The 15759-nt window shown below is 45.4% G+C and carries 19 protein-coding genes; 3 read left to right on the top strand and 16 right to left on the bottom strand.

Features of this window, described 5'->3' with window-relative positions:
* Positions 1-59: 59 nt before the first annotated feature.
* A complete protein-coding gene (glnA, locus tag AC20MK_RS01250) occupies positions 60-1409 on the bottom strand; it encodes a type I glutamate--ammonia ligase (RefSeq protein WP_487356209.1) in 1350 nt (449 codons plus the stop codon).
* A 320-nt stretch (positions 1410-1729) separates the two neighbouring features.
* On the opposite strand from glnA, the gene hdrC reads away from it, so the two are divergent.
* Positions 1730-2224 carry a CoB--CoM heterodisulfide reductase subunit C gene (gene hdrC, locus AC20MK_RS01245; RefSeq protein WP_487356208.1) on the top strand — a complete coding sequence of 165 codons (495 nt, stop codon included), beginning with the start codon at positions 1730-1732 and terminating at the stop codon, positions 2222-2224.
* Positions 2225-2246: 22 nt separating this feature from the next.
* Positions 2247-3137, top strand: a complete 891-nt coding sequence (gene hdrB / locus AC20MK_RS01240) for a CoB--CoM heterodisulfide reductase subunit B (protein WP_487357034.1) — start codon at positions 2247-2249, stop codon at positions 3135-3137.
* 56 nt (positions 3138-3193) lie between these two features.
* Here the strand turns inward: hdrB and AC20MK_RS01235 are convergent, their stop codons facing one another.
* The 11 genes from AC20MK_RS01235 to AC20MK_RS01185 all read right to left on the bottom strand — a co-directional run bounded on the left by AC20MK_RS01235 (position 3194) and on the right by AC20MK_RS01185 (position 11628).
* Positions 3194-4648: a DUF4139 domain-containing protein gene (locus tag AC20MK_RS01235; protein ID WP_487356207.1), complete on the bottom strand. Its 1455-nt coding sequence runs from the start codon at positions 4646-4648 to the stop codon at positions 3194-3196.
* Between the two features lie 455 nt (positions 4649-5103).
* Complete coding sequence (mtrH, locus tag AC20MK_RS01230) at positions 5104-6060, bottom strand: tetrahydromethanopterin S-methyltransferase subunit H (protein WP_487356206.1); 957 nt, start codon at positions 6058-6060, stop codon at positions 5104-5106.
* Positions 6061-6074: 14 nt separating this feature from the next.
* Complete coding sequence (gene mtrG / locus AC20MK_RS01225) at positions 6075-6302, bottom strand: tetrahydromethanopterin S-methyltransferase subunit MtrG (protein WP_487356205.1); 228 nt, start codon at positions 6300-6302, stop codon at positions 6075-6077.
* Entirely contained in the window at positions 6299-6538 is a 240-nt protein-coding gene (locus AC20MK_RS01220) for a tetrahydromethanopterin S-methyltransferase subunit F (RefSeq protein WP_487356204.1), read from the bottom strand. Before AC20MK_RS01220 ends, mtrG begins: the two co-directional genes overlap by 4 nt.
* 5 nt (positions 6539-6543) lie before the next feature.
* Entirely contained in the window at positions 6544-7269 is a 726-nt protein-coding gene (mtrA, locus tag AC20MK_RS01215; protein ID WP_487356203.1) for a tetrahydromethanopterin S-methyltransferase subunit A, read from the bottom strand.
* Position 7270: 1 nt separating this feature from the next.
* Positions 7271-7594, bottom strand: a complete 324-nt coding sequence (locus AC20MK_RS01210) for a tetrahydromethanopterin S-methyltransferase subunit B (protein ID WP_487356202.1) — start codon at positions 7592-7594, stop codon at positions 7271-7273.
* Positions 7591-8400, bottom strand: coding sequence for a tetrahydromethanopterin S-methyltransferase subunit MtrC (gene mtrC / locus AC20MK_RS01205; RefSeq protein ID WP_487356201.1), 810 nt, complete (start codon positions 8398-8400; stop codon positions 7591-7593). The genes AC20MK_RS01210 and mtrC overlap by 4 nt, the downstream gene beginning before the upstream one ends.
* A 1-nt stretch (position 8401) precedes the next feature.
* Positions 8402-9121, bottom strand: a complete 720-nt coding sequence (gene mtrD, locus AC20MK_RS01200) for a tetrahydromethanopterin S-methyltransferase subunit D (RefSeq protein ID WP_487356200.1) — start codon at positions 9119-9121, stop codon at positions 8402-8404.
* Positions 9118-10023, bottom strand: coding sequence for a tetrahydromethanopterin S-methyltransferase subunit E (mtrE, locus tag AC20MK_RS01195; RefSeq protein WP_487356199.1), 906 nt, complete (start codon positions 10021-10023; stop codon positions 9118-9120). The genes mtrD and mtrE overlap by 4 nt, the downstream gene beginning before the upstream one ends.
* A gap of 187 nt (positions 10024-10210) precedes the next feature.
* A complete protein-coding gene (locus AC20MK_RS01190) occupies positions 10211-10597 on the bottom strand; it encodes a DUF5402 family protein (protein ID WP_487356198.1) in 387 nt (128 codons plus the stop codon).
* Positions 10594-11628, bottom strand: a complete 1035-nt coding sequence (locus tag AC20MK_RS01185; RefSeq protein WP_487356197.1) for a U32 family peptidase — start codon at positions 11626-11628, stop codon at positions 10594-10596. The genes AC20MK_RS01190 and AC20MK_RS01185 overlap by 4 nt, the downstream gene beginning before the upstream one ends.
* 92 nt (positions 11629-11720) lie before the next feature.
* On the opposite strand from AC20MK_RS01185, the gene AC20MK_RS01180 reads away from it, so the two are divergent.
* Positions 11721-12530, top strand: a complete 810-nt coding sequence (locus AC20MK_RS01180) for a sugar phosphate isomerase/epimerase family protein (protein ID WP_487356196.1) — start codon at positions 11721-11723, stop codon at positions 12528-12530.
* A gap of 13 nt (positions 12531-12543) precedes the next feature.
* On the opposite strand, the gene AC20MK_RS01175 is transcribed toward AC20MK_RS01180, so the two are convergent.
* The 4 genes from AC20MK_RS01175 to AC20MK_RS01160 all read right to left on the bottom strand — a co-directional run bounded on the left by AC20MK_RS01175 (position 12544) and on the right by AC20MK_RS01160 (position 15462).
* Positions 12544-12954 (bottom strand): universal stress protein, encoded by a 411-nt coding sequence (locus AC20MK_RS01175; RefSeq protein ID WP_487356195.1) that lies wholly within the window; start codon positions 12952-12954, stop codon positions 12544-12546.
* Between the two features lie 161 nt (positions 12955-13115).
* Positions 13116-13595: a Fe-S-containing protein gene (locus tag AC20MK_RS01170; RefSeq protein WP_487356194.1), complete on the bottom strand. Its 480-nt coding sequence runs from the start codon at positions 13593-13595 to the stop codon at positions 13116-13118.
* 42 nt (positions 13596-13637) lie between these two features.
* Positions 13638-14300, bottom strand: coding sequence for an ABC transporter ATP-binding protein (locus AC20MK_RS01165; RefSeq protein WP_487356193.1), 663 nt, complete (start codon positions 14298-14300; stop codon positions 13638-13640).
* On the bottom strand, positions 14293-15462 hold the full coding sequence (locus tag AC20MK_RS01160; protein WP_487356192.1) for an ABC transporter permease: 1170 nt from the start codon (positions 15460-15462) through the stop codon (positions 14293-14295). Before AC20MK_RS01160 ends, AC20MK_RS01165 begins: the two co-directional genes overlap by 8 nt.
* Positions 15463-15759: the final 297 nt, after the last annotated feature.

Below are 15759 nucleotides of genomic sequence, written 5' to 3'. Positions count from 1 at the left end.
ATCAAGGTATTCTATTTGTTAGTATATCGTAAAGTGGTAATGAGTGAGGACCAAGGCCCTCACAATATGCTAAGGTACGTATCAAGTTCCCATTGATGTACCCGTGCCTTGTAATCATTCCATTCTGCATTCTTTGCAGCAAGGTAGTTTTCGAATACGTGATCTCCCAGAGCATCCCTGACAAAATCACTTTTCTTCATCTCATCTATTGCTTCTTTCAGATCACCGGGAAGAGAAAGGATACCCATATCTTCACGTTCATTTTCTGTCAGTTCGAAAATGTTCATTTTGAGCGACTCACCCGGATCGGTCCTTTTCCTTATCCCATCAAGTCCTGCTTCTAACATCACTGCAAATGCAAGGTAGGGATTACATGAGGGATCCGGACAACGTAGCTCTACACGTGTGCCTTTACCCCTCACAGCAGGAATACGGATAAGAGAGCTTCTGTTGCTTGCAGACCAGGTTATATAGGTAGGTGCTTCATATCCTGGCACAAGCCGCTTGTATGAATTAACCACAGGATTTGTGATAGCTGCAAACTCACGGATGTGAGCCAGCAAACCTCCCATGTAATAATGTGCATTGTCTGAAAGTCCATCTTCAGAATTGGGGTCATGAAAAGCGTTGTTCCCATCATCGGTCATAAGGGACTGGTTTGCATGCATTCCTGAACCATTCTCACCATAGAGCGGTTTGGGCATGAATGTTGCATAATAGCCTTTGTGATATGCAATGGATTTGACAACATACTTGAAAGTTACAACATTGTCTGCTGTTTTCAGTACGTCTCCGAACCTGAAGTCGATCTCGTGTTGTGATGGTGCAACTTCGTGATGTGAAGCTTCTATTTTGAAGCCCATGAGTTCAAGAGCATAGTCTATATCTCTGCGAACATCCTGTGCTCTGTCAAGGGGTGCAAAATCAAAGTAGCCGCCATTGTCGGTAAGTTCGGTAGTGGGATTTCCGTGCTCGTCCAATTTGAAGAGGAAAAATTCCAGTTCAGGACCAACGTTCATGGTGAAACCCATGTCATGTGCTTTTTGCATTGATCTTTTGAGGATGAACCTTGGATCACCTTCAAAGGGAGTGCCATCTGGAAGTTTTACATCACCGATTATACGTGCTACTGCGCCTTCGGATGGTCTCCACGGAAGTATGTTGAAGGTCGTTGGATCGGGCACTAACATCATATCAGATTCTTCGATACGCGTGAAGCCTTCGATAGAGGAACCATCAAACATCACCCCATCTTTGAACGCATCTTCGAGATCTTCTGAGGGGATCGCCCAACTTTTGATAATTCCCAACGTGTCCGTGAACTGCGTCCTGACAAATTTCACATCACATTCAGTAACTGATTCCAGTACTTGTTCCTTGGTCTCCATTTTATTAACAGCTCTAGCCATATCTACACTTCCTTTGAGGGATACAGAAACCTTTTTCCGTATTATATTATTTAAATTTTTCTATTCGAACGCAATAAATGCTTCTTTTGTAGATGAGATAAAGACAGATCTAATGAGAGATAGTATCCATGAACAAAATTCCCCCTTGTTCCGCTTTGTGATTCTATCGACAAACATGAACTGATAGAATTATCACTCCTTAGTAAGATTATGACTGTAACTTAATATAAATTATTCTCAGATAATCTTATAAGAACAGAAGATCAGCTTGTAAAATGCAACGACATCTTTTATTAGGTATGAAAGGATAAATCATTTCAATGTCTGCTACAAATGGATCAACTTTTCTATCCAGACTGGATAAAACGGGAAATGATATTCTCAAATGCATGCATTGTGGCGTTTGTACCGGCAGTTGTCCGTCAGGAAGGCATACGAGCCTGAATGTAAGGAATTTGCTCAGGAAGGCCCGCAAAGGCGAATCTGTGCTTTCTGATGATACCCTTTGGACGTGTACAACATGTTACAATTGTCAGGAACGTTGCCCCAGGGGAATAGATATTGTTGATGCTATTTTTGAGATACGTGCGATAGCAGTACATGAAGGGATCATCCTTCCGGAACATCGCACCGTGGGTAAATTGCTGGTCGAGCATGGACATGCAGTGCCCATAAATGCTGAGAACGAAGCGAAGAGAGAAGCACTTGGGATGGATGCTTTGCCACCTACAGTACACAGTTTCCCGGATGCATTGAGTGAAGTTAAGAAGTTGCTTGCCAACTGTAAATTCGATGAGTTGATGTCAAATGAGTGAATCTGAAAGGAAGGAACACGAAATGAACAAATTGTCGCTGTTCCTCGGCTGTGTGATCCCTAATCGCTACCCAGGTATTGAAAAAAGCACAAAGCTATGCCTTGAGAAATTGGATATCGATTGTGTAGATCTTGAAGGAGCTTCGTGTTGTCCGGCACCAGGGATCCTTCGGTCATTCGATAAGACCACATGGCTTGCCCTATCCAGCAGGAACATCTCATTGACAGAAGATCTTGGACGGGACCTGCTCACTATTTGCAATGGATGTTATGGGTCCCTTGCCGATGCAAATCATGAATTGAAAGCCGACGAGGGCCTTAAGGAAAGTGTTAATTCCCATCTTGCAGCCATAGATAGGGAATTTAAAGGTACACAGGACATTCGCCATATTACGGAGTTCTTGTATCAGGAAATAGAGCCCGAGAATATACGTGAGCTTGTCACACAACCCCTGGAGATCAGGGTTGCAGTGCATTATGGCTGCCACCTGCTGAAGCCGTCAAAGGGGCGGGTAGGCATGAGTGTGGAAAGGCCTTCTTTCTTTGATGAACTTGTTGAAGCCACAGGTGCAGTGAGCGTGGATTATACTGATAAGATGGAATGTTGTGGTGCAGGCGGAGGGGTCAGGTCTGCTTTGAGTGATGAGGCCCTTGCCCTCACAGAGCATAAATTGTCAATGATAGAAGCAGCAGGGGTCGATTGTATTGTCAATGCATGCCCGTTCTGCCATATGCAACTTGATGTGGGACAGACCGACCTTAATGAAAGAGATGGTACCTCCCACAACCTTCCTGTGCTCCACTACACGCAGCTTCTGGGATTGGCTCTTGGTTTTTCAGTGGAGGAATTGGGTATCGACCTTAATGCCGTTGTAAATACTGATTTCTTTGAAAAGATATTGTCAGATTCCTGATCTTTAAGAAAAGAAAAAGTGGTGGCCTGAATAGGCCACATTTCTTTCAATATTTTTCAATAGCTATACTCTTCTGTGTATGTGATGGTAGCACTACTGTCCGCCGGGACTGTCAACTGGAATTCAATAGTATTCGAATCTTTCTTTGTGTAAGGATGTGAATTGGATATCATTTCCCAATCTCCATTCAGGTGTTCTACCACTGTGATCGTGGCATCCTCTGACTTGTGGTTACGCAACTCTATTATGTTGCTTACACGGTACATGCGGTCTGATATCTTCTTGTACTCGCTCCTTTTTCTTTCTCCGACTATGTCAAAGGCATATCCTACTGATATGCTCACTTTTTCATCAGCAGGCGTGTGGTCGATGGAATCTTCTCCAAGGAACTGGAGGTGGTTCTCAGAATCTGCTTTGTAAACCCTGGCAATACCTTTTGGCAGTGGCATCCCAAGGCCGCTGGCTGCAGAATTGTTCATTACAAGGGTGACCCTGACCTTATCTTCCCGAATGCCGTCATACAGATACTGTTTGTTGACCGGTATATTGTTCGCGGAAAGAAGTGAGATCTGTTTTATTTCGTTGTCGTTCAGGTTAGTGACCCGATCCAGACTATACATGTGGTACTCGAAGAGCGATTCTTCTTCGAACTGCTGCCCCTCTGCGTCCATTGCCGCCATAGCGTAATAGAATCCACTGGATGTTGGTATTTCTTCAGCCAGTTCCCTGTTAATGTCTCCTGCAATAAGCTTGAGCTTTGCATCATTGAAGTTTGCCCCTGCCTTGTTATCGATGGTCACCCAGCCATCAATGTCGACCATATTGTCATCCGGATTGCTTTTTATGATATAGTTTGCTTTCCAGCTCATTCCACCGGTCAGGTAGGATGTTGATATATCACGCTTTCCGGAAACAGGGGAGTAGACCTGCCACACCAGTGTGGGCTTGGTTAACAGTCCTGCAATGTCGGGATACTCTATCTTTGCAACCTCTGAAAGTGTAACAACTCCATTATCTGTTTTAAGTATCAGACCATCCCCGTGGCTCAGCAAAATGCCTTGATATTCATTTCCTTCGGGATCGGTGACGGAGATATCTCGGTCGATGTATTTGTCAAGCAGTTTGCTGTTGCTGACGAGGTCATACTCATAATTCTGCTCTACTACAAATACATCCAGATTTTCCGGGTCTTCGAATATTACTGATGTAGGGTCGATTTGAGATGCTACATCGCTGTATTGCACATGATTGTATCCGTTCTTGAGGGTGATACCCCTTTTTTCCTTGACAAGTGCAAGGTCCTGGTCATAGACTGTGACCTCTGTACTGCCGATCATCGGGCTTGCTGATGCAAGTTCGAACAGAAGGTCAGAGGGATGGGTCTTTGTTACGACCGATGTGTGGGATATGGTCTGTGTGTCCTCATTTTCAATGGCATTTGGTGCCAACGCTATCATGCCTGCAATGAATATGGTGGCAAAGACAATAATTAGAAATTTATTTCGATTCATAAGGCGTAATTAAGCCACACAGTACAAATAAATATGTTGGCACGGAATTATTTTTATAAAGAGCGCCCGTTATTTATCATAGAAATTACTTTTGGAGCTTTAATATATCAGGATACAGAGGAATGCTGACCATTGCGTTCCTGTTCAGATTCTGTTTCTTCTGCCATGTCAATTATCTCCCGAATAACAATAGGCCAAGTAACAGTATAATTGCAAGACCTATTATGATGGCAAAAATGAGAGTAGGTAAATTTTTTTGATCCATAGGTGTAATAGTACTAAACAGTATAAATAAAATAGAATCCCCCGTACTATTTTTCTAAAGAAAATCATTTATGCAGGAATAATTACTTTTGGAGTTTTACAACCCTTATGAACTAGAAGAGGAAATAAAATACAGATCAAGAGGTTAGAAATAAGTTAATAAAAAAAAAAGAAAATGAAAAGCTGGTTGTTTAGACCAGCTTGTTGATTGGGTGGTTCTCATCCATGATCTCAAGACCGAGTTCTTTTGCGGTCTCTGCAAGGATGATATCTACCATTGCGGTTGCAGGATAGACTGTGTCGGTGTTCTCGATAGGACCGAACAGCTGGAAGTTAGAACCGAGTGTCTGTGGGACAAGGTTCGTTCCGATATCTGCTGGCATGTAAACTGCCTTACGCTCCTCTTTTGTTCCGAACTGCTTCTTGTAGTCCTTCATCCAGTCCCATGCGGAAGCAAGGTTGTGGTATCCGCCACCTACAGGGAGACCGAAGTGACCCTTTACAGCGATTACTGCTCTCATGGATGCACCAGCACCAGCTCCGAGTGGAGTTGCAGCTACATCGATGAGTGGTTTTGTGATCCCACAGTCCTTTGCGATGTCGAGCATACCCATGGTCTGACCTGGACCGCCGGTCTCAAGAACCTCAAGCTTTCCTTTTACAGTTGGGTCTGTTGCGTTGAACGCAAGGACGATGGAAGCATCGATGTCACTCTTTCTGATAGCTTCGACCTCATCGTCGTGGATACTACCGTTGATGGAGTTGTAGATAGCCCTGTCAGCTACACCGATCTCTGTAACGTATTCTGCTGCTGCAGCACGTACTTCGCCTGCGGATGAGTCGATAAGGAAAGGTGTCTTGTCATCTTCTGCAACGAACCAATCGATGTACTTCTTGATAGCCTGTGGTGTTTCACCGACGATCTGGTTAACACATGGGTTACCTGTTACATCGGTCATCTCAAGCATGTGGTTCCAGAGATTGTCTGCTGCTGTCTTGTCGAAAACTCCCTCATCTTCGTCGGTCACGATCTTATGTCTGTTGTAGAACATTGAACCGATGAGAATTGTTGGGTACTGCCCTGGCTGACCGCCGAACTTTACGCCACCAACCTCGAATACTTCCTGTTTCTTGTCAAATTTAAACATGTTATTACCTCTTATCAGATGAGTATCGGAGAGAGTGAAATGTAGATCAAGAATATCAATATACCAGCTACTGCTCCGTACATTATGCCTATATCCCTACCTAATTTCTTTCCGATCCTCTGTGCGATCTCACTGTTTACGAATTCGATCTTCTCGTCGATCAAATTGAGCTTCTCAAGAACCTCATTGAAATCTGCAGGGTCTGTTACAACACTTGGTGTTGTGTTCTTTGCGTCGCTCATATTACACCACCTACCTGCCAGATGATCAATGGGAGTATAAGTACCATCAGAACTGCGAATCCAAACCCGACAATGAAGCCGGTTGCAGCTGTGGCATTAACTCCGGAGTCGAGCTTCTGGTTCCTTGCGATAAGCTGAGCCCTGTATCGAATTCTATCGACAACGTTATCAATGGCACCCATCTGTGGGCTGATTACCATTGGGACTCCCTGTCCGGATTCTATTTCTTCTGCCATGTCAATTACCTCCCGAATAACAATAGGCCAAGTAGTGACAGCGTAATTGCAAGACCGATCATGATACCTTCGACCTTACCTGCGTGTACGCCTGCGTGGTACTTGTTCCAGTTACCGGCAACGACCATTTCTCTGTCAATATCAAGGATCCTGTTCCTGATAGTTGCGATCTCAGCTGCCATTGGCTTAAGTCCGCCAGCCTCTTCCTCGCCTTCTCCGCCAGCTTCGCCGACTTCGACGACCATAGGATCAACATCAAGTGCTCCAGGGTCTTTTGCCACACATTCTTTGATCTTTGCAACGATCTGTCCCATATCTTCGGTACCGATCATGTCGATCATCTCTACCTGCTGCTGAAGTCTTTCGACTGCTGCATCAGTGAGGTTCTCAACATAAGGAATAGCACCTGTCGCACCCACAATACGGTTATCACTTACACCGTTCTTGTGGACCATCATGAACGCTTCACCGGTAATGTGTCCTTTGACTTCGGAACCGGTAATGATCACGAATCTGATGTTAGGGTTTCCAATGATCTGTGCAACGACCTTCTCAAGACCAAGGTTCTCTGTTTTACATGGACCTGTAATTGCAGCCCCTGCTTCAAGTTGTGGGCCGCCTGGAATGTGTGATCCACAGGTGATAACAGCAACGCAGTTCTTTACGTCCCCTACCTCGTATTCACCTTTTAGGGTTGGCCAGTCTACTGCTGGTTCTCTCTTATCTACCATATTATAGACCTCCGATCAAACTGAGGATGTATAGTGTCAATGCTATCATACCTGAGAAGACAAGACCGACTACAACACCATAGAAAGTGTTACCGAAGAAACCTGCTTTTAATGCTGTATCTTCCCTTCCGGGGAAGGCGTTCAAAAGCTTCCTGTCAGGTGAGAGTGAATTGACCAGATCGTCAGCGATCTTATCAAGTTCATTGACCTGTTCCATGACAGGGTCCATTGAGTAACAGATGATGTCCTCACGTTCTGCTGCCAGAACTGATGTAAGTGGGTCCAATACAAGATGTGCTTCTGGTGCTACGTGTACCATGCTCATTCCAATTCCTCCTCAGTAGGCAGAAGACCGGTTCCAAGAACCTTATATGCGTCTCTGTTAACGAGTTTGACATACTTACTGAATGCAACGTACCATATGACAACACCGATCAATATAGATGGAACAGCGGATGCGCCATCTGCGACGGTTGCTACGATACCTGCAATTACCATTGCGATCGCACCTTTCTCAACAGCGGTCATCAATGTCCTGTCCTGAGTTTCATCAGGACCAAGGTTCGCATTGAATGGATGGAGAATTGCCATACCACCAGCGATGAATATCACTGCGATATATCCGGTTGCTACAACTGTTTCCAGTACTGCATCGAACATGAAGGTACCTGTCATTGCGACACTAAGGCCGATGATGGTAAGCGTACCTGCAGCAGCGATCTCTGTCATGGACTGTTCCATAATAGGAATGCCCATTCCAAGGACCTTGTTAGCGAGTACACCAATGATAAGTCCGATAATTGCTGCTGTAATAACTGCTACGATAGGTCCGGCAATGCCGCCTACTGCAAGTCCGAACATGGATGCAACAACACCCATACCAAGTGCCATCATACCAATGGATGGTACACCGGTACCAAGACCGTAACTTGCCACACGCCTGACAGCTGAACTACCCCAAACGATAGCACAGATAGCGCCAAGCGCACCAAGGAATGCGAATGCGGGTGATGCAATGGAAAGGAAATGACCTGCGTATGCTCCTCCGAGACCTCCGAGAGCTCCCAGAGCGATCAACTGATTCTGTGGAATGCCACCTGTGGCTTCTCCACCAGCTCCTCCTGCGGACATATTAGAGACCTCCGATAGTGATTATACCAACGAAAGCACACATCAATGTTGCCACAAAGGATGCAAGAACTGCCTTTGGCCATTTCTTGAACTTAGGGTCGTGGAAACCTTCGATGGTTCCTCCAATGTTGTATGAAGGAATAACAGCGTTCACGAAAAAGATACCTACAGCGAAAATACTTGCAAGTGCTACAAGGTCACTCTGGCTGAGACCAGTGCTGGTGCTCATGAGTGAGTAGTAGATAATTGCACCGCCAAGCCCACCAAGAGCTCCGCCGATAACACCACTTACGTATGAGACGGTTGGAAGTCCGTGTCCCTCAGTACCCTGTGAAACGTAGATGTCCTGCCTGTCCTTTGTGATAGGGTCATAGTCCACTTTTGCGGATGCTGGTGGTACACCAACACCATATACGTAAACCCATGTACCCACGATCATTGTAACAGCGATCATGATCATTGCACCGACTGCACCGGATGCAATAACAAGTGCGAAACTGTCAGATACTGCCATAACGGCCCCAGCGGTCACAAGCCCTGTAAGACCTGCTCCAGCAGCCAGTTGTACAGTACCGGTACCAATACCGGTTGCCTGTGCCATAGCTGCAGGTGCTCCACCTACAGGCACGAAGTGAACACTCCATGAAATAAGCATACCGCCAATGGTCACCATTGCGATGTATAAAATGTTCTCTGCGATAATTCCTGCTACATCTATCATGCAGCGACCTCCTCTTCTTCCTTGTAAGGACCAAATGCCTTACGTGCTGCTACTTCGATCTTTCTGTTCCAGATGATCATAAGTAACACCAAAATTGCACCTGCTGCAACTGAAAGCCATCCCATTGTGAGACTGAGAGCAGGGTTAAAAACAGCTGTTACCCAACCGCTTAAGAAAACGGTCATACCGAATGCAAGACCGGTTACTGGGCCACCGAACTTTGCACAGAACCATGAATTGTCGATACCATTACGAAGACCAGATTCTGCTTTCCTTACGATGTTACCGGAATTTGCAGCATTAAGGCCTGATCCGAACTCAACGTTCTGGAATTCACGCTCTGCACCATAGTGAACATCACCAGTGGATGAACCGATAGCTCCGACAGTGATTCCCCAAATGAACGCAAGAAGCGCAAGTGGGAAAGGATGTGCAAGAACGGCCACCATAATGTATGCTACAACAAGGATACAGAATGTTGTAATGAATGCATATCCCATCATCACTGGCGTATGTGATCTGAGAATATCAAGGTAGATTGGTTGTCTGAAACGTTTTTGACTTGCGGTACGGCCCATGTAAGCCGTAATACAATATGTTCCGTGTACTGCTGTAGCAACAAGTGCACCGACAGCGATAGCAAAGATCACAGACAGACTTGCGGTCATCAATACAGATGCCACGGTTCCGCCAATAGCACAGATCAATGCATTCGATGGTGGTTCACCAGAAATTGCTTTGTTGTAGATCCTATGTGGATACATCATCTGGGGTGCTAGCTGTACTTGTGAATTTGGGTTACTCTGAGATCCGACATCAGATTCGAGATCCTCAGTTGTGCCAGCAATAGTTGCGGCAGCGCCCATAAGTGCTAGAACACCCATGCCCATGAGTGGTTCCATTTATTTTCCTCCTTCGTAGTTCTAAATCAATAATATAAGTGCGAATAATATACACTATCTTCGATATTTTAGCCACATATTACGTAAATATGGCATAGACTAACGTAAGATGGACAGCATTAACCAAAATCATTCATAAACCTTTCGGAACTATTCTGTAAAAAAAAGGGTTCTGAGAGAATTATTATCATTCTCGCCTGTCGAACCTCAAAATATAAATATCAGGACGTGGCTGTTTGCCGCTTCCCCTGCCAAAATCCATGTAACAATTGCTGCAAAGCATACGTGCATTTACCGATGCTATCTCAGCAGTTCCAGGGATAAGGCGAACAAAAAGGAAAGAAGGATCGATCTCAAGGGATGTGACCGTTTCAGTAAGGTATTTGAGGATATGCTCTTCGAAGATCTCCAGATCATCCAATTGGAGCCCACGCGTATTTATTGTAACACCGCTGCAGCCACAGGGAAGGGCAAAAACATCCATTTCGATCAAGAAGACAGGTATACCCAGAAGTTCCCGAAGTTTGTTCTCCAATGCTCCACGTGCTTTCAGCATATCTTGTGTAATAGTCATGTTCTATCTCCTGATGGTCCCAATGGTATCGTACAACATTCTTCACCATCGTTGGAATATACCTGAATTACCTTCTCAGCAAGGCGCTTACAATAGCCGCATTTGTGACAGACCTTGTCGCATCTTTTCCATTGCTCGATTGCCCCTCTCAGCTCACTGTTCGGGATAAAGAAATTATCTTTCAGGTCCTTTACGCTATCCAACAGGTCCAGGAGGTTCCCGTCATAGCTCTCGTTAGCGTAAGCATCCACAGCATTGAGGATCCAGTTGACGAACTGTGTCCTGCCACCGATCTTGAATGTGTCCGTGATATGCCCATATTCCTTGAGGTCCTCCGGCCTTATCCAGGGGGATTTTATGAGCTGTTGCGGATCATTGATCCTCAAGGACAGGCACTTGAAGTAGTAATAATCATCAAGCACATTCGGCTTTGGACCCGGACCATTGGCGTGTGAGAAGAAATTGAAGTGCGCATACCTGAAGGGGCACTGGTACAAACAGGCCTCATTTACGAGCAGCTTCAGACCGCATGATACCGCATCCCTTATGGCTTCCAGTTTATCGAACTGCCTGTTCACCGCAGGATCGATGACTATGGTACTTGCTCCAAGCTGTTCATAGAACTCGGCCTTCTGCGGGGAGTCCACGAAAGAGAGTACCGAGACCACCACATCCATATCATAGTCCTTTGCAAGCATCTCCACAAGGAAGGGATCTGCAACAGTGATCGAATCTATCCCGATTCCGTTCAACTTATCGAAATACCAATCGATGGTACGGTAACCTTCCGGCGTAAGTTGCTGTCCACCCATGCAGGAACTGTTAAGGACTATCTCCATCTTCACGCCCCTATCATGCGCATAATCAGTCTGTATAGCGATCTCCTCAAGCTTCGGCGCACTCAGGTTGGTCCTGCCAGTGCCAATATAATCGGGAGACCCTGCCATATAGACAGCATAGATGTCATCGGATCCTGAAAGCAGGTCTTCAAGTCCTTCAAGATGACCTACATGGGGTACATACAGCTTCATTGAAACATCTAATCAGGTAAATTTAGATAAGGATTTTGGTTTGTCACCCCGGACCAAAATAGTTATTAGAGGCTATTTTCGTTCTAATCAATATGATCATAGGTGCATCTTCCTTTGCAGGCGGTCTTAAAGAGCTGGACCAACATGTTCGGTCCGTGGAACTCTATATGCCAAAACTTGGAGTGTATGAAGGAAATACCCTTCAGAAGGACAGACTGGAAAATATCCTCGATGAACTCTCCACATGCGATCTTGATACATCCATGCATGCACATTATTTTGCAGACGTTCCAACATATCCAAAGCCCCTTGTGATCGATACTGCGTCTATGAAAGCCATAGACTTCAAACTCATGGAAGAATGCATAGCCCTTGCAGGGAAGCTCGAAACAAGAGCAGTCGTCCTCCATCCCGGCAGGGTTGGTGAGGACAGACAGAGTTCCCTTGGCAGGATGACAGCCAATCTTAAAAGACTTGCAGCCTTTGCATCAGAGAACAATGTCATGCTGGGACTCGAGAACAAAGAGGCGACCGACCCCGGCAATCTCTGCTGTGAAGCCGGGGAACTGCTCAGAGTGGTCAATGAAGTGGATTCTTCGAACCTTGGAGTGACATTTGACATAGGGCATGCGAACCTGACCTGCGGTGGAGATCACGATAAAATGAAAGAGTTCATCAGGACCGTGTCAAAGGAAGTGGTACATGTGCATCTGCATGACAATTACGGAACATGGACCCCCAATTACGATGGAGATGAGCACATGGCACCCGGAACCGGCACTATCGATTATTCAGTGCTTAACTCACTAAAGGGTTACAAAGGGATCTTCAATCTGGAGGTGTTTTCCATGGAAGATGTCCTCGCAGGAAAAGAGATGATCGGAAAAGACATTAGTCTTTGAACAACATTTCTTCTTATAAACGGAATTCCGGAGGAACGACCAGAACGAGTATTGGTGACATCTGAAGGACCTTCTGTGTCACAGAACCCATTATCTGTTTTATTCCAGTGTGTCCACGGGTACCTATGACTATCCTGTCAACATTGTGCTTTTTTGCAGTCTTTACTATCATTTCTGCAGCATGCCCATCAACGATCTCCGAGATGATGTTCTGCTCATTACACCCTCTTTTGAGAAGCTCTTCCCTTACGCTATTGATCACATGCTCGGCGCCGGTCTCGCGCCAGGTCTTCCTACCAAGCCCCTTGTCTTCGACCACATGAACGATTATGACCTCAGAATCGTGTTTGCTTGCGATCTGACCTGCAACCATTGCAGCGTTTTCCGAATATCCTGACCCGTCAGTGGGAAGTAATATTTTCATATAATTTTTGGTTACTTTTTAAGTGTATTAAAGTTATTGGAGATCGACCTTTAGCATATCCATTCTATATTTTTTAAAGAATGGATCAAAAACAAAAAAGATCAATACAAATGTAAAGCAAAAATAAAACATCATGATAAAAATAGAGGAAAGAGGAGACTTTATCCCCTCTGAACTGTTTCGAGATGAGCTGCCACAATATCATCCAGACCCATTACAACATTTCCATTAGAGATGGTATAAGGAATGTTCTCTTTCGGATATTCCACACATGACCCCTGTATCCCTTCTCCGTTATTAGCATCAAAGGTAGTTCTGCATGAATCACAGACAAGCACCTCTTTGTCAAGGGAAAAACCAATTGACCCACATGGCGGACAGACGTTCGATCGGACAATTATGTCATCACCAAGCTTATAGGCCATAACTGCGATCTCGCCTGTTTCGGTACCCACCTTGAAATGAGTGTTCACGTTCTCCTCGATCGCCTGAACAGGGATCGTAACGATGTTGCCCGATACTTCCGGATCCAGCCACGTTGCTGCAATAAGATCAACGGCAACTCCTGCAACAGGTTCAACAGCAGCTTCTGCCTGGGCATCATTTTCAAGACATCCGGGTACGAACGCAAGCGCGATCATTATTAACAGTAGGGATCCTATCAATTTTAAATTCATTTTATATCATTCCTTTATTTTTCCATCTTGTAAGTTGATGATCCTGTCCGACATTCTGGCAAGATCGTGATTGTGTGTTATCATGACCACTGTCATGTCGTCCTTCAGGGAATTGAGAAGGGAGATTATCCTCTCCCCTGTTTCCTTATCCAGTGCTCCTGTGGGTTCATCCGCAAGCAGTATCTTTGGACTCATGACCAAGGCCCTTGCGATGGCGACCCTTTGTTGTTCCCCTCCACTGAGCTCAGACGGTTTATGGTCCAAACGATGGGAAAGCTCCACCCTTTCAAGGGCATCAAGGGCAGCACTATGACCCTTATCTCCTGCAAAGACAAGAGGCAAGGCAACATTCTCGTATGCGGTGAGAGAGGGAATAAGATGGAATTGCTGGAAAACAAAACCCACCGTCCTCCGCCTATAATCGACCATCTCTTTCCGGGATATCGTAGTTATGTCATCCCCGTCTATGAGAATGGATCCTCCTGTGGGTCTGTCCAGCATGCCGATCAGGTTCATCAGGGTGGTCTTGCCTGACCCGGATTGCCCCATGATGGACACAAATTCCCCATTTTCAATGTCCATATCGATGCCATGCAGTACTTCGACATCATTAGGACCTATTTTGTAGCTCTTTTTCAATCCTTTTGCATGGATCAGTCCGTTAGACACTCCTTAACACCTCCGCAGGGTCGATATTCAATGCCCGCTTTGCCGGGATTATGGATGCGACAATTCCCACCAGCACAGCCATAACGGAGACCAGAGGCAGGAGCTCCCACATCGGGAAAGGTTCAGCAAAGCCCAGTACAGGGGCAATTATGTAGGATAGCAAAGTTCCGGTCCCAAAGCCAATACTGCCCCCGATGGTTCCTATCAATGCCCCTTCCAGGAACAACATCGATATGATCTGATGATCGCTTGCGCCAATCGCACGCATGATACCGATCTCCCTTATCTTTTCGTTCACAGATGCAAGCATGGTAGATGCAACGGTAAGGGTACTCACAAGCAGGGTTATGATAGAGATCGCCATTGCAGACGTTTGAGTATGCTTGATCATGGCCATCTCACTCTGAACGATCTGGCTCATTGCCCTGGCCTCCACATCCGGCAGAGCGCCTTCGATCTGGAGGCTCATTTCGGATACCGGACAGTCGTTACAAAGGGCACGGACATCAATGCTGCTGACCTTTCCCTCTTTATCAAGAAGGGTCTGAGAGACAGAGAGGGGCATTATTATGTAGCCATCTTCCTCCCCACCCGTGCTCTCAACAATACCCACCACTTCAAATTCCATGTCAACGCCATTCCCTTCAAGGGTAATGGTGGAGCCAGTATCCAGACCCAGTGGTTTTGCTATGTCCGAGCCAAGCATTACTTCCGTTCCATTGGGATCGGATAGCCATTCCCCATTTACTTTCCACCAAGATCTGAGATTTTGTTCCTGTTCCACATCAACCCCCATCACTATGACATTTTCGTGTCCAAGTCCTGCAACACCATACAAACGAGGTGCCACCACCCCCAGATTCGCACTGTTCTTGATATCGTACATTCTGGGAATATCAGCCTCCAATATGTAGTTATCACCAGTGGATATCGACCCGAGAGATGTCGAACCTGCTATCAAGGGTATCGAATTTGTCTGCGGCCTTACGATGATATTAGCACCGAAATTGTTCGATTCTTCGTAAAGACTTTCAGTCGCAGCCGAAAACGTTGTAACGACCGCAACCATGGCGGATGCTGCAACAATGATCCCCAGGACTGCGATCGCAAGTTTAGTTCTCCTCCGGAAAACGTCTTTTAACACAACAGAATATAAGCGCATAAAATTATATTGAGAAGATAGCTACATCAATGCAAGTTACGCGGTAAATATGGCCCCTAAGCAAATTCCCCCATTTTAGAGGAACTAATGGACCATGACGATCTTTCTGGAATGAACAAATTCAACAGCATTGCAGCTTCCACCCCCTGTCAGAAATGAATGGCGAGATGAATATACCACATTTACTTTATAAATAATATTATTACAAAAAATAATGCTTTTACTATTAAATATTTATTTAAAGTAGAAGAAGTATGACCATCTGCAAATGATCAGTTCCCTAAAAGAAGGAACGTC

This window comes from Methanococcoides sp. DA23, from assembly GCF_057593895.1.
This window is presented reverse-complemented; position numbering and strand designations above follow the sequence as displayed.

What these genes read in the sequence shown, in the direction of transcription:
- glnA (WP_487356209.1), bottom strand. Translation starts at nt 1,409, where the DNA reads ATGGCTAGAGCTGTTAATAAAATGGAGACCAAGGAACAAGTACTGGAA.
- hdrC (WP_487356208.1), top strand. Translation starts at nt 1,730, where the DNA reads ATGTCTGCTACAAATGGATCAACTTTTCTATCCAGACTGGATAAAACG.
- hdrB (WP_487357034.1), top strand. Translation starts at nt 2,247, where the DNA reads ATGAACAAATTGTCGCTGTTCCTCGGCTGTGTGATCCCTAATCGCTAC.
- AC20MK_RS01235 (WP_487356207.1), bottom strand. Translation starts at nt 4,648, where the DNA reads ATGAATCGAAATAAATTTCTAATTATTGTCTTTGCCACCATATTCATT.
- mtrH (WP_487356206.1), bottom strand. Translation starts at nt 6,060, where the DNA reads ATGTTTAAATTTGACAAGAAACAGGAAGTATTCGAGGTTGGTGGCGTA.
- mtrG (WP_487356205.1), bottom strand. Translation starts at nt 6,302, where the DNA reads ATGAGCGACGCAAAGAACACAACACCAAGTGTTGTAACAGACCCTGCA.
- AC20MK_RS01220 (WP_487356204.1), bottom strand. Translation starts at nt 6,538, where the DNA reads ATGGCAGAAGAAATAGAATCCGGACAGGGAGTCCCAATGGTAATCAGC.
- mtrA (WP_487356203.1), bottom strand. Translation starts at nt 7,269, where the DNA reads ATGGTAGATAAGAGAGAACCAGCAGTAGACTGGCCAACCCTAAAAGGT.
- AC20MK_RS01210 (WP_487356202.1), bottom strand. Translation starts at nt 7,594, where the DNA reads ATGAGCATGGTACACGTAGCACCAGAAGCACATCTTGTATTGGACCCA.
- mtrC (WP_487356201.1), bottom strand. Translation starts at nt 8,400, where the DNA reads ATGTCCGCAGGAGGAGCTGGTGGAGAAGCCACAGGTGGCATTCCACAG.
- mtrD (WP_487356200.1), bottom strand. Translation starts at nt 9,121, where the DNA reads ATGATAGATGTAGCAGGAATTATCGCAGAGAACATTTTATACATCGCA.
- mtrE (WP_487356199.1), bottom strand. Translation starts at nt 10,023, where the DNA reads ATGGAACCACTCATGGGCATGGGTGTTCTAGCACTTATGGGCGCTGCC.
- AC20MK_RS01190 (WP_487356198.1), bottom strand. Translation starts at nt 10,597, where the DNA reads ATGACTATTACACAAGATATGCTGAAAGCACGTGGAGCATTGGAGAAC.
- AC20MK_RS01185 (WP_487356197.1), bottom strand. Translation starts at nt 11,628, where the DNA reads ATGAAGCTGTATGTACCCCATGTAGGTCATCTTGAAGGACTTGAAGAC.
- AC20MK_RS01180 (WP_487356196.1), top strand. Translation starts at nt 11,721, where the DNA reads ATGATCATAGGTGCATCTTCCTTTGCAGGCGGTCTTAAAGAGCTGGAC.
- AC20MK_RS01175 (WP_487356195.1), bottom strand. Translation starts at nt 12,954, where the DNA reads ATGAAAATATTACTTCCCACTGACGGGTCAGGATATTCGGAAAACGCT.
- AC20MK_RS01170 (WP_487356194.1), bottom strand. Translation starts at nt 13,595, where the DNA reads ATGATCGCGCTTGCGTTCGTACCCGGATGTCTTGAAAATGATGCCCAG.
- AC20MK_RS01160 (WP_487356192.1), bottom strand. Translation starts at nt 15,462, where the DNA reads ATGCGCTTATATTCTGTTGTGTTAAAAGACGTTTTCCGGAGGAGAACT.